Here is a 19,940-nt window from a genome sequence, read left to right on the forward strand (position 1 = left end):
CGGCTACTGCTCGCTTTGCATAATCAACTGATTCAACTTTTGCGCCAATGCCGTAGTCAACGGCGGATACACATGCTGTCCTGTATGCCGATATTCCATCGCGCCTTCATAGGCACGTTTGAAATGCGGCGCTTCAGCAAGAAATACCGGCATATCGTTATCGCCGACAATCTGTAGCATCGGCAGCGGCAATCCGCCCACCTTGTCGAATACCCCCTCGCGCTCATGAATCGGCGAGCGCCAAGGCGACATCGCAATAAAGAACTTAATGTCCTGCAAGCCCAGCTCTTCGCCCAGATGCTGGAGGTGGAGCGCAACGGACGCCACGGCGGCCCCTTCGCAGAATCCGGCAATGCCTTCAAAAGGACCGTAATGCTGCGCCAGCTCTTTGACGTAAGTCAGCGTTGAACGCCATATGTCACGTTCTTGCGCGGATATCGCCTGGGGCTCACTACCATGGAACTCTTCCCACAGTCGCTCGAACCCCGCTTTCCACTCTTTGTATTTCCCCTGCGTGTCATACACCCCGCTCTCGACAAGCTGCGTTAAGCCAATTTGCTGCAGCTGAATTTCGTTGGTAAATGCCGGCATTTCATAAGGCGCATCCGGTATGACGAATTCAAGATCCGTGCGGGCGCTCCAGCCCGTGCGCTCAAGCAACGATTTCGCTAACCGGGCATTCGTTCCCTGACCGGACAAGAACAGCACCCGACGGCGGCGCGGCACATATACGGACATCGCTCCGAATCGCTCATGGGTGTAACGTTTCTCTACCGGCGCTGCGGGATTCCGGCGGTGCAAGAGCGACATGGCGGGCTCCAGCAATTGCCAAAGCGCCGTCATATTCTCTTCTGTCGCGCCCAGCAGTTGGGCATAGTTTCGCCATTCATTTTCACGTTCAACCAGGAAGCGATCGAAGGGATAAAGCTCGGCGGTACGCGCCGCCACCGTTTTCTTAGCCGGTTCAATGAAGTCCCACAGCTCCATAAAAATGCGTTCGGCATTGGTTGTTTTTTGGGACTCCGTCATGATGCGCGATAAAGAATTGTCGAATGCCGACGGATTTTGTCGGAAATGAACATAGGCGCTTGCAAACGCCTGTACGAAGAACGCATAGCTGGAACAAAGCAAAGTGCGCACTTTCCTCGGCACCTGCGCCCCGTCATTGTAAGTGAAGAGGTTGGGATCGCCGTTTATCCAAAGGCCTTTCACCGTCATGTCCTGGCCAAATATGCCCGGCAATAAGGATGTGTCGGTATCCGATCCCAAACACTTCAGGAACACATCCGCCTCAATCTCTTTCCCCTTCCGAGTAATGAGGCCATGGCCGGTCATCCTGTCGACTTCATCCTCGACGATGGTGAGTTTTCCAAGCATTTGGGCGAGGAAGAACAGATCGGAGCCCGGCGGAACCGTGGTTTGATCAAGCAACAAATCGCCGTTTTTGTCGCGGCTAATGGACGGTAACGTTTCTATATCGATGCCGCATGCCTGGTAAAAGGGACGCATGATCTCGACGACGTCGGCAACCGGCATCACGCCGTTGCTGGAATTGAGCAGCCAATTGCAAAACGTCGACAGGACGAGATTGCGACGACGGCATAACAATGTGACGTGCTTCGCGCCATTTTCCAGGGCCGTGCGCATATTTTCTATAGCGAATGCCCCGTGTCCAACAATCACCACAGAAGCCCCGTTAAAGGCCGTGACCGCCGTATCGTTGCCGATCCCCTGCCCGATGTGTCCGCTAAAACGCTCTTCGTCAGGGAAACGATGCTGCACCGGGCGGTGCAACCCTCCCGTCATCGCCGCAACCCCAGACACCAGTACATCGTGCGATTGCCCGTCTTTCAGATAAGTGGCGAGGTATTCGTTATCGCCTTTCTTTTCTACGCGCTGCACTTCGCAGCCGAAGAGAACGTCCCCTTTTAATGTTTTTGCGACCGTCCCCGCCCCTTCAAGGATCTCGGCCCGGCCAGGAAATCCTTTATTCCACCGATGATCGCCGATTAATGGCAAATGGTTGCTGTCGAAGTCATACGCAGGGGAGTCTATTTGCAGCTTCGAATCATCATTCGCCAGGTTTTTCCAGACGCCGCCCGCCCAGTCGTTCTTCTCGAGCACCAAAACGGAGAGGCCATTTTTCTCCAGCTGCCGCGCAAAGCCCAATCCGCCGACGCCGGCCCCGATGACCAGCACCGGCAACGATGAGACGGCGCGCTCTGGTTGCGCCTTGGACAAAGCGGCGCCAATTACCGGTTTTTGCGCCATGACATAGCGCACCATGGCGTTGATATCTGGGTTTTCAAGCGCGAAAGTCGCCGGCAGCCCCATTTTCAAAGAGGACGCGATCCGATTGCGCAAAGACATGCTCCCCAGCGAGTCCAGACCATTCTCCAGTAAAGCGACATCGTCATCGACCGATTCCCCGACCGTTTCCCAAACGGCCTCGCGTATCATCTGGCGAATGTCCTGGACCTCCTCCATCGGGGAGGCGCTCGGGCGCGGTTTCAACGTGTCGAACAATGGGCTTGCTAGTTTGACACGCGCCCACTCTATCGGCGAAACCAGGAAGGTGCCGGCGCTGCCTGACGACAAAAGCTTGCCGAGCATTTCACAACCCAGCGCATTGCTGATGGCACCAAAGCCGGCGCTTTCCGCGCGGCGCACCGCATCATGTCGCACCGCCATGCCGTTTTCAGACCAGGCTCCCCACTGAATGGAAAGGGCTTTTTCGCCGGCCTGCGACCAATGCTCCGCTAAAGCGTCGAGGCCGCTATTGGCCGCCGCATAGCTCGCCTGCCCAACGGAGCCGAACGCTGCGGCGGCGGAGGAATACAGCACCATAAAATCGTTTGGCGCCAGAATGTCATGCAGATATTTCGCGCCGTTCACTTTCACAGCCCGCGCGTGAGCCAGCATCGACGGCGTCTGCTTAAGCAATGTGCCATCGGTTAACAGGCCCGCGATATGAATCACGCCTGCGACTGCCGGCCACCCCTGCGCCTGCAGCCAGGCGGGGATCGTCTCCACCTGCTGACGGTCCGCCACGTCACACGTCAGGCTGGCAACCGCAACATTGCCCCCCAGCGTCGGTAAATCTGCCGGAGAATAAGCGGTTCGCGACAACAGCAGCACATGCGTCGCCCCCTGTGTCGCCAGATAGCCGGCGACGACTTGTCCCAGCGCTCCCATACCACCGCTGAGGACATAGGTTGCGCCCGCACGAATTCCCGTGCTGTCGCTATTCTGCGCTTGATAACGCTGTAGCCGCGGCGACTGTACGCCGCCTGAATCGCTCAGGCGGCATTCTTCCTCGCTATCCCCGCGAAGACACAATGACAGCGCCTGCGCCAATTGTTCCGGCAAGCACTCGATATATCGCAACACTCGCTCCGGTTGCTCTTGCCGTGCAGTGCGAACCAACCCGCTTAAGCCCGCATCACCCAGTGCGCCGGTTCGTTTCAACAGGACTAAACGCGGTACCGGTTTTGCCTGCAACACGGCCAAGGCCTGCGCGACATCCTCCTCTTCCCCTTCGCTCAATACCGCCACCGTTTGCCAGGCTTGTTCATCGAGCACGGCGCCTACCCCCTCCGCCCCAACGGCAACCATACCGACCCATCCCGCCGGCAGATTCGCCGGCACCGCATGCCGTGACAGCAGCAAGTGGGGGCCTGGGTTAGCCTCTCCCTTTTCTGGCAGTGCCTGGTCAACCCAGACCATCGTGTAAAGCGGGTCCGACACCTTCCCCGCCGGCGTATCGGTGTGCGTCGCAGGTTTTACTTCTGACTTAGCCCAAGCCAATGGCTTATGTTTAAATAAAGGCGATCGTTTACTCACAAATAACTCCCTGTATTAATTGAAATAAGATTCATCTTTAGAGGTAACCCACTGCGTTCGCACATCAGGCACGATACGCTTCGCCATGTTGATCAACGTCGCGCCCGGCCCGATTTCAAACACGCCGTCCGGCGCACCGCCTTCCCCCAACAGGGTTTGCACCGCCTGCAAGAAACGCACCGGCTGGGTGATTTGCTCGCACCAGTATTCCGCCGTCTGCAATGCCTCAGCCGCAGCGGCACCCGTCAGCGTGGAGATAAACCGCACCTCCTCCGCCGGTGCGCGCAACGGCACCGCGCCCACCACCGCGCCAAACGCCACCGCCGCCGCCGCCATCATCGGCGAGTGGAAGGCGTGCGAAACCGCCAGCAGCGTGTGCTCATGCGCATACCGCTGCTGCACGAACGCCGCCAGCGCCTCATGCGGCCCCGCCACCACCGTCATGCCTTCGCCATTCTCCGCCGCGATGACCACCTCCGCCGGCAGCGCGCGGCGGACGTTATCCGCCGAGTCGCGTATCGCCGCCATGCCGCCCGGTTCGCAGTCGGCCATCAGCTGGCCGCGTCGCGCCGCCAGCATCAGCGCATCCCCGCTCTCCATAACCCCGGCGACCACCGCCGCCGCAAATTCGCCTATCGAATGCCCCAGCACCTGCGACGGCGCCAAACCGCGCGCCTGCCACATCGCCGCCTGCGCCAGCTGCAACGCGACCAGCGCCGGTTGTTGGTACTGCGTCTCCTGCAGGCATGCCGAATGTTCCGGGCTCGCCTCCAACAGCCATTGCAGCAGCGGCGCGTCCACCCACGCGGTCAGTTGTTCGGTGTAGCGTTCCAGCGCATCGCGGAACACCGGGTTCGCCGCATGCAGCGCGGCGCCGGCGCCGGATTGCAACGCCCCCTGGCCGGTAAACAGCCAGGCGTCCTGGCGCGCGCGCGTCTTGCCTGAAGGCCGATCGTAGGATTCCAGCACCACGTGCGCGTTGGTGCCGCCAAAGCCGAACGAGGAAACCCCGGCAACCAGCGGGCCTTTGTCGGCGAACTGAACCGGCGCGGTTGGTATGATGGCGTCAAAACCGTCCAGATCGATTTTCGGGTTCAGCGTGCGGAAGTGCACGTTGCCCGGCGCCTGACGGTGACGCAATACCTCCACCGCCTTGATCAGGCCGATGACCCCGGCGGCCCCTTCCAGGTGACCGATGTTGGTTTTCACCGCCCCCAGTACCACCGGTTTGCTGCGATGGCGACCCAGCACGTTCTTCAGGGCGCCCACCTCGATCGGGTCGCCCAGCGGCGTGCCGGTGCCGTGGCATTCGATATAGTCCACATCCTGGCCGCGCAACCCTGCCGCCTTCAGCGCCTGCTCGATAACCGCTTCCTGCGCGCCGCCATTCGGCGCGGTGAGTGAAGCGCTGCGCCCGTCCTGGTTCACCGCCGTGCCACGGATCACCGCCAGAATGGCGTCGCCGTCGGCCTCCGCGTCGCTGAGGCGCTTCAGCACCACTGCGCCAACGCCCTCGCCGCGGCAATAGCCATCCGCGCCCTCATCAAAGGTGGCGCAACGGCCTTTCTGCGACAGCATTTTTGACGCGCTGCAGCCGACAAACGAACGGTGGCTCAGCATGACATTCACGCCGCCGACCAGCGCGGCGGAACAGACGCCGTTGCGCAGCTTCTCAACCGCCAGATCTACCGCCACCAGGGAGGACGAGCAGGCGGTATCCAGCGTCATGCTTGGCCCGGTCAGACCCAACAGATAGGACATGCGGTTGGAGGTGATAGAAGACGAAGAGCCCGCGCCAAAATAGGGATCCGTCAGGAAGTTATCGCCGTGCATGTGCGCCCAGTCGTGGTTCATCTGGCCAACGAAAACGCCAATCGATTGAGAACGCAGCGTATCGAGGTCGTATCCCGAGTGGTAAAACGCCTCATAAGCCACCTCCAGCAAGAGGCGCTGTTGAGGATCCATCACGCGCGCTTCGGCAAGCGGCACGTTGAAGAACTCATAGTCGAAGCTTTCCACTTCACTCATAAAGGCGCCCCGGCGCGTGTAGCTGCGCCCGACGGCATTCGGGTCCGGATCGTAAACCTCGTCGATGTCAAAGCGGGACGCCGGGATATCGCTGACGCAGTTCGTACCGGCCAGCAGCATCTGCCAGAATTCCTCCGGAGAATACACCTCGCCCGGCAACCGGCAGGCGCTGCCGATAATGGCGATCGGCTCTTCCGTTCTCTGCCGTACGGCCGTCGCCGGCGTCGCCGCCTGCGCCGGTTTCCCGTCGTCATCCCCGGCGGCGACCTGCGCCGCCAGCGCCTCGGCCATCTCCGCGATGCTCGGATGGTTGAGCGCGAACACGCTGCCCAGCGACACGCCCAGCGCCTTGCCAAGCGTCTGAGATAGAATGACGGCATTCAGTGAATCCAGGCCGCTGGCCATCAGCGGCTCATCATCCGCCACCGGCCTGCCGACCGCCTCGGCCGCCGCCCGGCGCACCAGCGCCAGCAGATCCTGAGCCGGACGGACCGCCGTCCGCTCAACGGCCGCTCGCTCCCGCCGTTGCAGTCTGAAGCGCGACACCAGCGGCATATCCAGCACCGTGCGCGCCCAGTCGATCGGCGACACGCACAGCGTGCCCGCCTGCCCCGACGCCAGCAGCCGGTCAAGCACCGCCCGGCCCAGCGCATTGCCGATCACCCCGAAGCCGGCCGCTTCGGCACGGCGCACCGCATCATGCCGCACCGCCATGCCCTCTTCCGACCATGCGCCCCACTGAACGGACAGCACCCGCTCGCCGGCCTGCGACCAGCGCTGCGCCAGCGCATCCAGCCCCGCGTTGGCCGCCGCATAGCTCGCCTGCCCCGCCGACCCGAAGGTGGCGGCCGCCGAGGAGTACAGCACCATGAAGTCGCTCGGCGCCAGGCTGTCATGCAGGTGCTCCGCACCCCGCACTTTCACCGCCCACGCCTGCGCCAGCTTCTCGGCCGACTGGTTGGCCAGCGTGCCGTCCGTCAGGACGCCCGCGGTGTGGATCACCCCGGCCACCGCCGGCCATCCCTGCGCCGCCAGCCAGGCGCCGGCCGCCGCCACGTCGGCGGCATCCGCCACGTCGCAGGCCAGGCTCTGCACCTGCACCCCGTCCCACTGCGGCAGCGCCGCCGCCCCGCCGCTGCGCGACAGCAGCAGCAGATGCGTCGCCCCCTGTTCCGCCAGATAGCCCGCGGCCACCCGGCCCAGCGCGCCGTTGCCGCCGCTGATCACATAGGTCGCGTCGGCGCGGATCCCCGCCCGCTCGCCGGCCGGCAGGTGACAGCGCTGCAGACGCTGCACCTGCAGCTGCCCCGCCTCGTCAAGACGCACGACCTCCTCAAGCTCTCCGGCCGCGCACAGCGTCAGCGCACGCGCCAGCTGGGCCGACGGCAGCTCCATATAGGTCAGCGCCCGTTCCGGCTGCTCCAGCCGCGCCGTGCGCGCCAGCCCCGACAGCCCGGCGTCGCCCTCGCGATCCGTGCGCTTCAGCAGTACCCGGCGCGCCGTCGTCTCCGCCTGCAGCAGCGCCAGCGCCAGCGCCATATCCTCTTCTTTGCCTTCGCTCAGCAGCGCCACGGTCTGCCAGGGCAGTTCGTTCAGCGCGGCCGCCAATGATGCCGCCCCGCTGACCGTCATGCTGCGCCAGCCTTCCGGCAGCGGCGCATCCACCACACGCCGTGACAGCAACAGGTGCGCGCCCGCCGCCGGAGACAGCGCCTCCGGCGCGGCAACGCCGATCCACTCCGCTTCGAACAGGCATTCATTCAACCGGGACTCCACGCCCGCCTGGCGGCAGGACACCCCTTCCAGCACGGCGTACAGCTCGCCGCCGTCGCCGAACAGCATCACCGTGCCCGCCACGCTTTTCGCGCTGACCGCATCGATCTGCGCGCTGGCCCACAGCGCCGTCGGCTGGCTCTCCAGCGCAAACAGGCGCGCCGAACTCACGCTGAACGGAATGCAGACCCCGCAGCTTTTCATGCCGCACAGCCCCAGCAATTGGATCCCCGCGTCCAGCGTCGCGGGATGCAGCAGGCTCAGCGCGCGCTCGCCCGGCGAAGCCAGCTCGACCGCCACCCGCGCCAGCGCCTCGTGCTCGTTCAGATACAGGTCATGCAGATTGCGGTAACCGTCGCCGAAGCCCACGCCGTGCTGCGCCAGCGTGTCATATAACACATCGATGTCCGCCGCCGCGCTGCGCAGGCGGAACGCCGCCACGTCCGGCGGGCTGAACCCCGCGTCGTCCACGGTCAGCACCTGGCTGCAGCGGCTGCCGGCATACTGTTCGCCATCGCCGTTTTCGATCACCCACTGCTCGCCGTCGGCGAGGCAACGCACCACCTCGCCCTCGCGAACCACCAGCGGCTGGGTCATGGTGATATCGCGCACCTCCACGCCGGTCGCCGGCAGGGTACCCCGGTACTGCAGCAAGGCGGCGCCGGCGATCATCGTGATGTGGCTGGCAGCCGGCACCAACACCTGGCCGCCGATCCGGTGATCCCGCCACAGGGCGGCCAGCTCGTCGTTCAGCGTGGCGGCAAAGCCGCCCGCGTCGCTGCGGCCGAGCAGCGGGTTGGGCAGACGGCGCCACGGCAGGAAGTGAGGGGTATAGCGGGCTCGCGGGTAGGTATCGCCCGACGGCCGTTCGTAGGACTCCAGCACCACGTGCGCGTTGGTGCCACCGAAGCCGAACGAGGAGACCCCGGCGACCAGCGGACCTTTACCGCCGAGCGGCACCGGTTCGGCGGAGATGATGGCGTCGAAGCCGTCCAGATCGATTTTCGGGTTCAGCGTGCGGAAGTGCACGTTGCCCGGCGCCTGACGGTGACGCAATACCTCCACCGCCTTGATCAGGCCGATGACCCCGGCGGCCCCTTCCAGGTGACCGATGTTGGTTTTCACCGCCCCCAGCACCACCGGTTTGCTGCGATGGCGGCCCAGCACGTTCTTCAGGGCGCCCACCTCGATCGGGTCGCCCAGCGGCGTGCCGGTGCCGTGGCATTCGATATAGTCCACGTCCTGGCCGCGCAGCCCGGCTTCCGCCAGCGCCCGCGTGATGACCGCTTCCTGCGCGCCGCCATTCGGCGCCGTCATCGTCGCGCTGCGTCCGTCCTGGTTCACCGCCGTCCCGCGGATCACCGCCAGAATGGCGTCGCCGTCGGCCTCCGCGTCGCTGAGGCGCTTCAGCACCACCGCGCCGACGCCCTCGCCGCGGCAATAGCCGTCCGCAGCCTCATCAAAGGCCGCGCTTCGGCCTGACAGGGATAACATGTTGGCGGCGCAGCATCCGACAAAGGTGCGGTGATGCATCATGACATTCACCCCGCCCGCGACGGCAACGACGCAATCGCCGCTTCGCAGCTTCTCGACCGCCAGATCAACCGCCACCAGGGAGGACGAGCAGGCGGTATCCAGCGTCATGCTTGGCCCGGTCAGACCCAGCAGATAGGACATGCGGTTAGAAATAATCGAGGATGAAACGCCCGCGCCGAAGAACGGGTTGTGCGCCTCTTTTTCGCCGGTGACAATCATCCAATCCTGATTCGCCACGCCGACAAAGACGCCGATCGCCGCACCGCGCAGCCGCGGTTTTTCATAGCCGGCGGAAGAAAACGCTTCATAGGTGACCTCCAGCAGCAAACGTTGATGGGGATCCATCACGCGCGCCTCGCCTTTAGAGATGCCAAAGAACTCATAATCGAAGCTTTCCGCCTCTCCCATAAAGGCGCCCCGGCGCGTGTAGCTGCGCCCGACAGCATTCGGGTCCGGATCGTAAACCTCGTCGATGTCAAAGCGGGACGCCGGGATATCGCTGACGCAGTTCGTACCGGCCAGCAGCATCTGCCAGAATTCCTCCGGAGAATACACCTCGCCCGGCAACCGGCAGGCGCTGCCGATAATGGCGATCGGCTCTTCCGTTCTCTGCCGTACGGCCGTCGCCGGCGTCGCCGCCTGCGCCGGTTTCCCGTCGTCATCCCCGGCGGCGACCTGCGCCGCCAGCGCCTCGGCCATCTCCGCGATGCTCGGATGGTTGAGCGCGAACACGCTGCCCAGCGACACGCCCAGCGCCTTGCCAAGCGTCTGAGATAGAATGACGGCATTCAGTGAATCCAGGCCGCTGGCCATCAGCGGCTCATCATCCGCCACCGGCCTGCCGACCGCCTCGGCCGCCGCCCGGCGCACCAGCGCCAGCAGATCCTGAGCCGGACGGACCGCCGTCCGCTCAACGGCCGCTCGCTCCCGCCGTTGCAGTCTGAAGCGCGACACCAGCGGCATATCCAGCACCGTGCGCGCCCAGTCGATCGGCGACACGCACAGCGTGCCCGCCTGCCCCGACGCCAGCAGCCGGTCAAGCACCGCCCGGCCCAGCGCATTGCCGATCACCCCGAAGCCGGCCGCTTCGGCACGGCGCACCGCATCATGCCGCACCGCCATGCCCTCTTCCGACCATGCGCCCCACTGAACGGACAGCACCCGCTCGCCGGCCTGCGACCAGCGCTGCGCCAGCGCATCCAGCCCCGCGTTGGCCGCCGCATAGCTCGCCTGCCCCGCCGACCCGAAGGTGGCGGCCGCCGAGGAGTACAGCACCATGAAGTCGCTCGGCGCCAGGCTGTCATGCAGGTGCTCCGCACCCCGCACTTTCACCGCCCACGCCTGCGCCAGCTTCTCGGCCGACTGGTTGGCCAGCGTGCCGTCCGTCAGGACGCCCGCGGTGTGGATCACCCCGGCCACCGCCGGCCATCCCTGCGCCGCCAGCCAGGCGCCGGCCGCCGCCACGTCGGCGGCATCCGCCACGTCGCAGGCCAGGCTCTGCACCTGCACCCCGTCCCACTGCGGCAGCGCCGCCGCCCCGCCGCTGCGCGACAGCAGCAGCAGATGCGTCGCCCCCTGTTCCGCCAGATAGCCCGCGGCCACCCGGCCCAGCGCGCCGTTGCCGCCGCTGATCACATAGGTCGCGTCGGCGCGGATCCCCGCCCGCTCGCCGGCCGGCAGGTGACAGCGCTGCAGACGCTGCACCTGCAGCTGCCCCGCCTCGTCAAGACGCACGACCTCCTCAAGCTCTCCGGCCGCGCACAGCGTCAGCGCACGCGCCAGCTGGGCCGCCGGCAGCTCCATATAGGTCAGCGCCCGTTCCGGCTGCTCCAGCCGCGCCGTGCGCGCCAGCCCCGACAGCCCGGCGTCGCCCTCGCGATCCGTGCGCTTCAGCAGTACCCGGCGCGCCGTCGTCTCCGCCTGCAGCAGCGCCAGCGCCAGCGCCATATCCTCTTCTTCGCCTTCGCTCAGCAGCGCCACGGTCTGCCAGGGCAGTTCGTTCAGCGCGGCCGCCAATGATGCCGCCCCGCTGACCGTCATGCTGCGCCAGCCTTCCGGCAGCGGCGCATCCACCACACGCCGTGACAGCAACAGGTGCGCGCCCGCCGCCGGAGACAGCGCCTCCGGCGCGGCGACGCCGATCCACTCCGCTTCGAACAGGCATTCATTCAACCGGGACTCCACGCCCGCCTGGCGGCAGGACACCCCTTCCAGCACGGCGTACAGCTCGCCGCCGTCGCCGAACAGCATCACCGTGCCCGCCACGCTTTTCGCGCTGACCGCATCGATCTGCGCGCTGGCCCACAGCGCCGTCGGCTGGCTCTCCAGCGCAAACAGGCGCGCCGAACTCACGCTGAACGGAATGCAGACCCCGCAGCTTTTCATGCCGCACAGCCCCAGCAATTGGATCCCCGCGTCCAGCGTCGCGGGATGCAGCAGGCTCAGCGCGCGCTCGCCCGGCGAAGCCAGCTCGACCGCCACCCGCGCCAGCGCCTCGTGCTCGTTCAGATACAGGTCATGCAGATTGCGGTAACCGTCGCCGAAGCCCACGCCGTGCTGCGCCAGCGTGTCATATAACATATCGATGTCCGCCGCCGCGCTGCGCAGGCGGAACGCCGCCACGTCCGGCGGGCTGAACCCCGCGTCGTCCACGGTCAGCACCTGGCTGCAGCGGCTGCCGGCATACTGTTCGCCGTCGCCGTTTTCGATCACCCACTGCTCGCCGTCGGCGAGGCAACGCACCACCTCGCCCTCGCGAACCACCAGCGGCTGGGTCATGGTGATATCGCGCACCTCCACGCCGGTCGCCGGCAGGGTACCCCGGTACTGCAGCAAGGCGGCGCCGGCGATCATCGTGATGTGGCTGGCAGCCGGCACCAACACCTGGCCGCCGATCCGGTGATCCCGCCACAGGGCGGCCAGCTCGTCGTTCAGCGTGGCGGCAAAGCCGCCCGCGTCGCTGCGGCCGAGCAGCGGGTTGGGCAGACGGCGCCACGGCAGGAAGTGAGGGGTATAGCGGGCTCGCGGGTAGGTATCGCCCGACGGCCGTTCGTAGGACTCCAGCACCACGTGCGCGTTGGTGCCACCGAAGCCGAACGAGGAGACCCCGGCGACCAGCGGACCTTTACCGCCGAGCGGCACCGGTTCGGCGGAGATGATGGCGTTAAAGCTGTTAAGATTAATGTTCGGGTTCAGCGTGCGGAAGTGCACGTTGCCCGGCGCCTGACGGTGACGCAATACCTCCACCGCCTTGATCAGGCCGATGACCCCAGCGGCCCCTTCCAGGTGACCGATGTTGGTTTTCACCGCCCCCAGCACCACCGGTTTGCTGCGATGGCGGCCCAGCACGTTCTTCAGGGCGCCCACCTCGATCGGGTCGCCCAGCGGCGTGCCGGTGCCGTGGCATTCGATATAGTCCACGTCCTGGCCGCGCAGCCCGGCTTCCGCCAGCGCCCGCGTGATGACGGCCTCTTGCGCCAACCCATTAGGCGCCGTCATGGAGACGCTGCGCCCGTCCTGGTTCACCGCCGTCCCGCGGATCACCGCCAGAATGGCGTCGCCGTCGGCCTCCGCGTCGCTGAGGCGCTTCAGCACCACCGCACCTGCGCCTTCGCCGCGGCAATAGCCGTCCGCAGCTTCATCGAACGTGGCGCATCGCCCCTGCGGAGACAATGCTTTGGTCGCGCAGGCGCTGACGAACATCCGGTGGTGCAGCATCACGTTCACGCCGCCCACCAGCGCCATCGAGCAAATGCCCTGACGCAATTTGTCGACCGCCAGATCTATAGCCACCAGGGAAGAAGAGCAGGCGGTATCAATAGTGACGCTGGGCCCTGTCAGTCCCAACAGATAAGAGATGCGGTTGGAGGATATAGAGCCGGAGACTCCCGCGCCAAAGTATGGGTTATGGGCCTCCTCGTCGCGCCCCATACTGCTCCAGTCATCGTTAGCCAGACCGATGTGAACGCTGGTCGATGAGCCTTTTAAACTCGCTTTGTTTAATCCGGCGCTCTGGAAAGCATCGTAGGCCACTTCCAGCAATACCCGCTGTTGAGGATCCATCACTTTGGCTTCCGCCAGCGAAATGCCGAAAAAGGCGTAGTCGAAGTCTTCGGCATGGCTGATAAACGCGCCCTGACGAGTGTAGCTGCAGCCGGCGGCATCACGATTGGGATCGTAGACTTCGTCAATATCAAACCGCGAAGCGGGAATGCTGCCGACACAATCGGTGCCGTCCATCATCATCCGCCAGAAGTCTTCCGGCGAGGATACATTCCCCGGTAAGCGGCAAGAGGTACCGATGATGGCGATCGCTTCTTCCTCGCCATCCCCCCTTTCAGGGAAGGTTTGCATCATTTCCTCTTCAATCTTTCTGACCAACGGCGGGTAGTGTTTGTACAGCAGGTTGAAGTGATGCCCATCGCAAGGGATCACCTCGAGCGTGGACGCCAGCTCATGACAGCGCTTTATCACGTCGGCATCGTTCTGGAAGGAACGGCTGGCCTCACGCATCATCTCGGATTGCGTCTCAATGGGTGGAATGGTGCTTTGAAACAGCAGCACGGGCGCGAACAGCTGCCGTGGCGCAACATAGTTTTCCAAGAGAATTTCGAAAGGCGCGGGTTTTGGCGGCGCGATAAACGGCGCCAGATGGCGAGGATCAAACATGATCACCCGCGACAAACACTGTTGCGCCTCCAAATGCAGCCCCACTTCGAGCGCAAGCGCCGCGCCAAAGGAAAGCCCGCCCACGCTGTATGACGGGCTGGGCACCTCGCGCAGCATGGCTTCACGCAACGCTGCGGCGACTGATTCCAGAGTCACTTGCTGCGCCAACGGATCCGCCGGGATCGCCGGCATCGCGGCGTATACCGGCACAGAAAGCGCCTGCGCCAGCGTGCCGAAGGTTTTCTCCGCGTTCCCCATGACGCCGCCGATCAGGAACAGCGGTTCTCCATCCGTTTTATCATTCAGACGTTGCCACACAACGCTTGATACCGGAGATGCCTTGATCCCCAACTGCTCGACCAGATGCGCGCTGACATCGCGGGCGGTCGGATAGTTGAAAACGAAATGCGCGGGCAATTCCAGCGATGCCGGCAATGATTTCAACAGCGCTTGTCTGATCTGCACCAGGTCGAGAGAAGACAGGCCCGCCTCCATAAAGGGCAGGTCTTCATCAAAGCGTTTTTCCAACAAGAAAGGTTCAATGCTCTCTCTGACCAATCGCCGCACGTCGTCGACGGACCACTCAGCCTCCGCGCCAGCGCCCGATGGAGATCGCGCCGTCATCGGCGTCGCCATAGCCGTCATAGTCATAAAGGAAGAAAAACGCGGGGAGAAATGTGAGAGCTTTCGCCACACAATCGGGGAAGCGCAGATGACGCCACGGCTGCGCGTTTGCAACAACCGCGCCAACAGCGACATCCCGGTTTCGTTATCAAGCAGACCATAGCCTGATTGTTCAATGCGCGAGACAGCCTGGCTGCGCGCCGCCATCCCGACATCCGACCACGCTCCCCATTGGATGGACAACGCACGTTCGCCGGCCAGAGCCCATCGCTCCGCCAACGCATCCAGAGCGCTATTGGCCGCCGCATAGCTCGCTTGCCCCGCCGACCCCAATATTGCGGCCACCGAGGAATACATCACCATAAAATCAGTCGGCGAAAGAATATCGTGCAGATGCCTTGCGCCGAGCACTTTCACCGCCTGAGCCTGCATGAACATCTCGGCCGATTGGTTGACCAGCACGCCATCCGTCAATACCCCGGCAGTATGAATCACCCCGGCGATGTCCGGCCATCCCTGCACCGCCAATTGGCGGAGAACCGCTTTAACCTGATCCGCCTCGGCCACATCGCACGCTAAACTCACCAGCTGAATGCTTTTACCCCACTGCGGCGAAGGCGCTATCGGCTGCCCGCTGCGCGAAAGCAGTACGAGATGCGTGGCGCCCTGTTCCGCCAGGTATTGAGCCGCCAGCCGGCCAAGCGCTCCGCTCCCGCCGCTGATCACGTAAGTAGCCCCGGAGCGAATGCCATCCCCTTCGGCCGATTGCGGTTGGTATCGCTGCAAGCGCGGCACCTGCAACTCGCCCATGTCGCTCAGGCGACACTCGTCCTCCATATCCTCACAGACACACAGCGACAGCGCCTGCATCAGCTGGCCACGATGTAAAGCCAGACAACTTAACCGCAGTGCCGGGTTCTCTAATCTGGCTGTACGCGCCAGGCCCCACAGCCCGGCATCTCCTGCCGAATCGGCGCGCTTCAACAGCACCACTCGCGCTGCCATGCCGCACTTCAAGACATTCAGCGCCTGTACAACATCCTCCTCTTCACCCTCGCTGAAGAGCGCAACGGTCTGCCAGTCTTTCTCCGCCAGAACGGCGGCTATCGCCGACGGATCGTTCGCGGCCATCGAAGTCCAATCTTTTGGCAACGCCACAGGCACCTTATGCCGCGAGATCAGCAGATAAGGGCCCGAGCCGTTGATCTCTGCAGGCGGTTCAGCCGGCATCCATTGAGTCTGATAGAGCATCTCGGCGGCACTTACCCTAGGTTCGACGCTTACTGACCTGCGCAACGCTTGCTTCGGCACCGGTTTTTCCCACTGCAACGGCACATAGTTGAACGGATTTAAAGCCGGCGTCCCGCGTAGCGTATCCGCGGAGGCAATCCACTGCGCCCGCACATCAGGCACGATACGCTTCGCCATGTTGATCAACGTCGCGCCCGGCCCGATTTCAAACACGCCGTCCGGCGCACCGCCTTCCCCCAACAGGGTTTGCACCGCCTGCAAGAAACGCACCGGCTGGGTGATTTGCTCGCACCAGTATTCCGCCGTCTGCAATGCCTCAGCCGCAGCGGCACCCGTCAGCGTGGAGATAAACCGCACCTCCTCCGCCGGTGCGCGCAACGGCACCGCGCCCACCACCGCGCCAAACGCCACCGCCGCCGCCGCCATCATCGGCGAGTGGAAGGCGTGCGAAACCGCCAGCAGCGTGTGCTCATGCGCATACCGCTGCTGCACGAACGCCGCCAGCGCCTCATGCGGCCCCGCCACCACCGTCATGCCTTCGCCATTCTCCGCCGCGATGACCACCTCCGCCGGCAGCGCGCGGCGGACGTTATCCGCCGAGTCGCGTATCGCCGCCATGCCGCCCGGTTCGCAGTCGGCCATCAGCTGGCCGCGTCGCGCCGCCAGCATCAGCGCATCCCCGCTCTCCATAACCCCGGCGACCACCGCCGCCGCAAATTCGCCTATCGAATGCCCCAGCACCTGCGACGGCGCCAAACCGCGCGCCTGCCACATCGCCGCCTGCGCCAGCTGCAACGCGACCAGCGCCGGTTGTTGGTACTGCGTCTCCTGCAGGCATGCCGAATGTTCCGGGCTCGCCTCCAACAGCCATTGCAGCAGCGGCGCGTCCACCCACGCGGTCAGTTGTTCGGTGTAGCGTTCCAGCGCATCGCGGAACACCGGGTTCGCCGCATGCAGCGCGGCGCCGGCGCCGGATTGCAACGCCCCCTGGCCGGTAAACAGCCAGGCGTCCTGGCGCGCGCGCGTCTTGCCTGAAGGCCGATCGTAGGATTCCAGCACCACGTGCGCGTTGGTGCCGCCATAACCGAATGAAGAAACCCCCACCCGGACGGTGCCTTCCCGCTCATGGCTGCCGATGCGGGTAGGCTTGACCGGAACCACGGCCGCAAAACCGCTCAAATTAATTTTTGGGTTAAGAGTTTGGAAATGAAGGTTTGCCGGCGCTTCGCGATGGCGCAAAACCTCCAGGGCCTTAATCAACCCGGTAATGCCGGCCGCGCCTTCCAGGTGACCGATATTGGTCTTCACCGATCCCAGCACCACCGGCTTTTTGCGATCGACAGCCAGCACATTCTTCAGTGCTTCAATCTCGATCGGATCGCCCAGCGGCGTGCCGGTGCCGTGGCACTCGACATAGTCCAAATCTGCGCCCTGCCATCCCGCTTCTTGCAGCGCCTGACGGAGCACCGCCTCTTGTGCCAAGCCGTTTGGCGCGGTCAACGACGCGCTGCGGCCATCCTGGTTCACGGCACAGCCTTTAATGACGCCCAGGATCGGATCGCCGTCGGCCTCCGCATCGCTGAGGCGCTTCAGCACTACCGCGCCGACGCCTTCGCCACGGGCAATGCCGTTAGCCCGAGCATCGAAAGTCGCGCACCGGCCATCGGCGCTCAGCATCTTCGCCTGGCAGGTGAAGACGTAAGGCTCAGGAGAAAGGATCAGGTTAACGCCGCCGGCGATCGCCATCCTGCAGGTACCGCTGCGCAGCTTGGCCACCGCGGCGTCGACCGCCACCAAAGAAGAGGAGCAGGCCGAGTCAATGGTCATGCTGGGGCCGGCCAGATCGAGCAGATAAGAAATGCGGTTGGAGGTGATTGACGGCGCGGCGCCCGTCCCCGCGTACTCTTTCGTATGGCCGAAATCCATCATCCAGTCATAGTTCATTTGGCCGATTAGCACGCCCGTTGAAGAGCCTGCCAGTTTTTCCTTGTCATAACCGGCCGCCAGACACGCCTCGTATGCCACCTCCAGCATAATGCGCTGTTGAGGATCCATCGTTCTTGCTTCCGCCTGAGGCAAGTCAAACCAGGCGTAGTCGAAACTCTCGGCACGCTCAATGAAAGCGCCGCGACGCGTATAGGTCGCTCCTAAGGTGTCGGGATTGGTGTCATAAATTGGGCTGATATCAAAACGAGAAGCGGGGATGTCGGACATGCAGTCGGTCGCGGACGACAGCATATGCCAGAATTCATCGGGAGAGCCGACGTTGCCTGGCAGGCGGCACGCACGCGCGATGATCGCAATGGGCTCTGCGTGATAATTGGCCGCCGGGCGCGTGGCCGCAAGCGCGGCATGATGCGGATTGCCCAGCTGGCCGCGATGGAATGCCGCCAGCTTCGCCGCACTCGGGTAATTAAAGATCAGGGTATAAGAGAGCGGCGTATTCCAGGCTTTTTTCAACAAGTTAATCAGTTGAACCGCGTACAGCGAGGTCAGCCCCTGTTCGATCAAGCTGCGGTTCGCCGAAAGCGTGTCAACCGGCACATCCAACACCTGCGCGGCCAGTTGCAGAACCAGAGCGGCCTCACTGGACGCTTCCACGCCGGCATCGCTTTCCTCTCCGTCCGCCGGCTGGGTTTGCGCGATGCTGCGCAGCTTTTTCATATCCACTTTATTGTTAGCCGTGAGCGGAATCGCGTCCAACACGATCCAAACCTGAGGCGCCATATAGTCAGGCAACAGCTGTTCAACATGGATGCGGAGTTTTTCTTCCAGCCCCGCATTCGCCTCATCGGTATGGGCGGTTACAAAGCCGACCACCCGGGCGCCGGCGCCGGGAATATGCACCGCCACGGCACGTTGAACCTCACTGAGCTGTTGCGCGCAATTTTCAATTTCCGCCAGTTCGACACGGTGCCCCCCCACTTTCACCTGCGAATCTTTACGCCCGACGATTTCTATTTCGCCATTCGGCAGATATCGGCCCAGATCGCCGGTTTCATACAGCCGCCCATAGCGCTCGGTGTGAATAAATTTCTCACCGGTTAATGTCGGATCGCGGAAATACCCTTCCGCCACGCCTTTACCGCCGATGTAAATATCGCCGACCACCCCCGTCGGCCGATACTGCTTGTTCGCATCAAGCACATGCATCGTTTGGTTGGATAAAGGTCGCCCGTACGGCACCAGCTCTGTGCCAAGCAAGTGGGAATCGGCAGTGACGACATGATAGTTAGACCATATCGACGCTTCGGTCGCACCGCCGAGGGCAATAATTTGAAGTTCAGGATAACGCGCCATCGCATGGTCAGCCATGGCCATGCTGATGGCATCGCCGCTGAGCATGACCCTTTTCAACGGCATGACATAGTCCGGCTGGCTGGCCGCGATCAGCATTTCGAAAGAGGTCGGCACGGTATTCCAGACCGTCACATGATGCTGTTGGATCTGCTGCCACCAGTAGTCCGGATCGCGCGTGCCATCCGGCTTGCATACAACCAGCGTGCCGCCGGCGGCCAATGTGCCGAAGATGTCCCATACGGACAGATCAAAACTAAGGGAGGAAATGCCAAATGTCACCGTATCCTGGCCTAAACCAAACCGTTGGTTTATATCCAGGCAAGTGTTCAATGCCGCGTGGTGCGCGATCTCGACGCCTTTGGGCACGCCGGTCGAACCGGAAGTGAAAATGATATAGGCCAAGGAATGAGGATCGATGGCAACCGGCGCCGCGGCTCTGTTGCCAATCTCCTGCGCCAAATCGACATTTACGTTGATTGTCGCCAATGATTGCCCGTCATCGCCGATATACCAATCACGCTCGGCGGACAGGGTCTTGTCATGCACTAAAGCGACCTGACAACCGGCCAGTTGCATGATGCTCCGGAGGCGATCGTCGGGATTGCTGGGGTTTAGCGGCAGGTAACACGCCCCCGCCATCAATATCCCTAACGTGCCCGCAACTTGCTCCCACCCTTTCTCGAGCACGACCGCAACAGAATGCCCTGGCCCGATGCCGATATCCTGGAGTTTTACCGCTATCGCGTTCGCCACCGACATTAATGAGCGATAGGTTAGCGTCACCGTCTGATCGATAACCGCAATTTTATCCGGGAAAGCTTTCGCCGCATTTATTACCGGCTGATGCAGCAATCCCTTTTTCAATTCATCAAATTCGCAATCCGTGTCATTCATCGCCTCACGCAATTGCATGAGTT

At 63.4% G+C, this 19,940-nt stretch carries 2 protein-coding genes; both read right to left on the reverse strand.

The window, feature by feature from the left end:
- Window positions 1–3: 3 nt before the first annotated feature.
- The gene (locus KHA73_RS20335) at window positions 4–3,843 is read right to left on the reverse strand and encodes an SDR family NAD(P)-dependent oxidoreductase (RefSeq protein ID WP_234586303.1); all 3,840 of its coding nucleotides are present in this window, start codon (window positions 3,841–3,843) and stop codon (window positions 4–6) included.
- 15 nt (window positions 3,844–3,858) lie between these two features.
- Window positions 3,859–19,935 carry a polyketide synthase gene (locus KHA73_RS20340; RefSeq protein WP_234586304.1) on the reverse strand — a complete coding sequence of 5,359 codons (16,077 nt, stop codon included), beginning with the start codon at window positions 19,933–19,935 and terminating at the stop codon, window positions 3,859–3,861.
- Window positions 19,936–19,940 lie beyond the last annotated feature (5 nt).

Source organism: Serratia entomophila, from assembly GCF_021462285.1.
Classification (GTDB): Bacteria; Pseudomonadota; Gammaproteobacteria; order Enterobacterales; family Enterobacteriaceae; genus Serratia; species Serratia entomophila.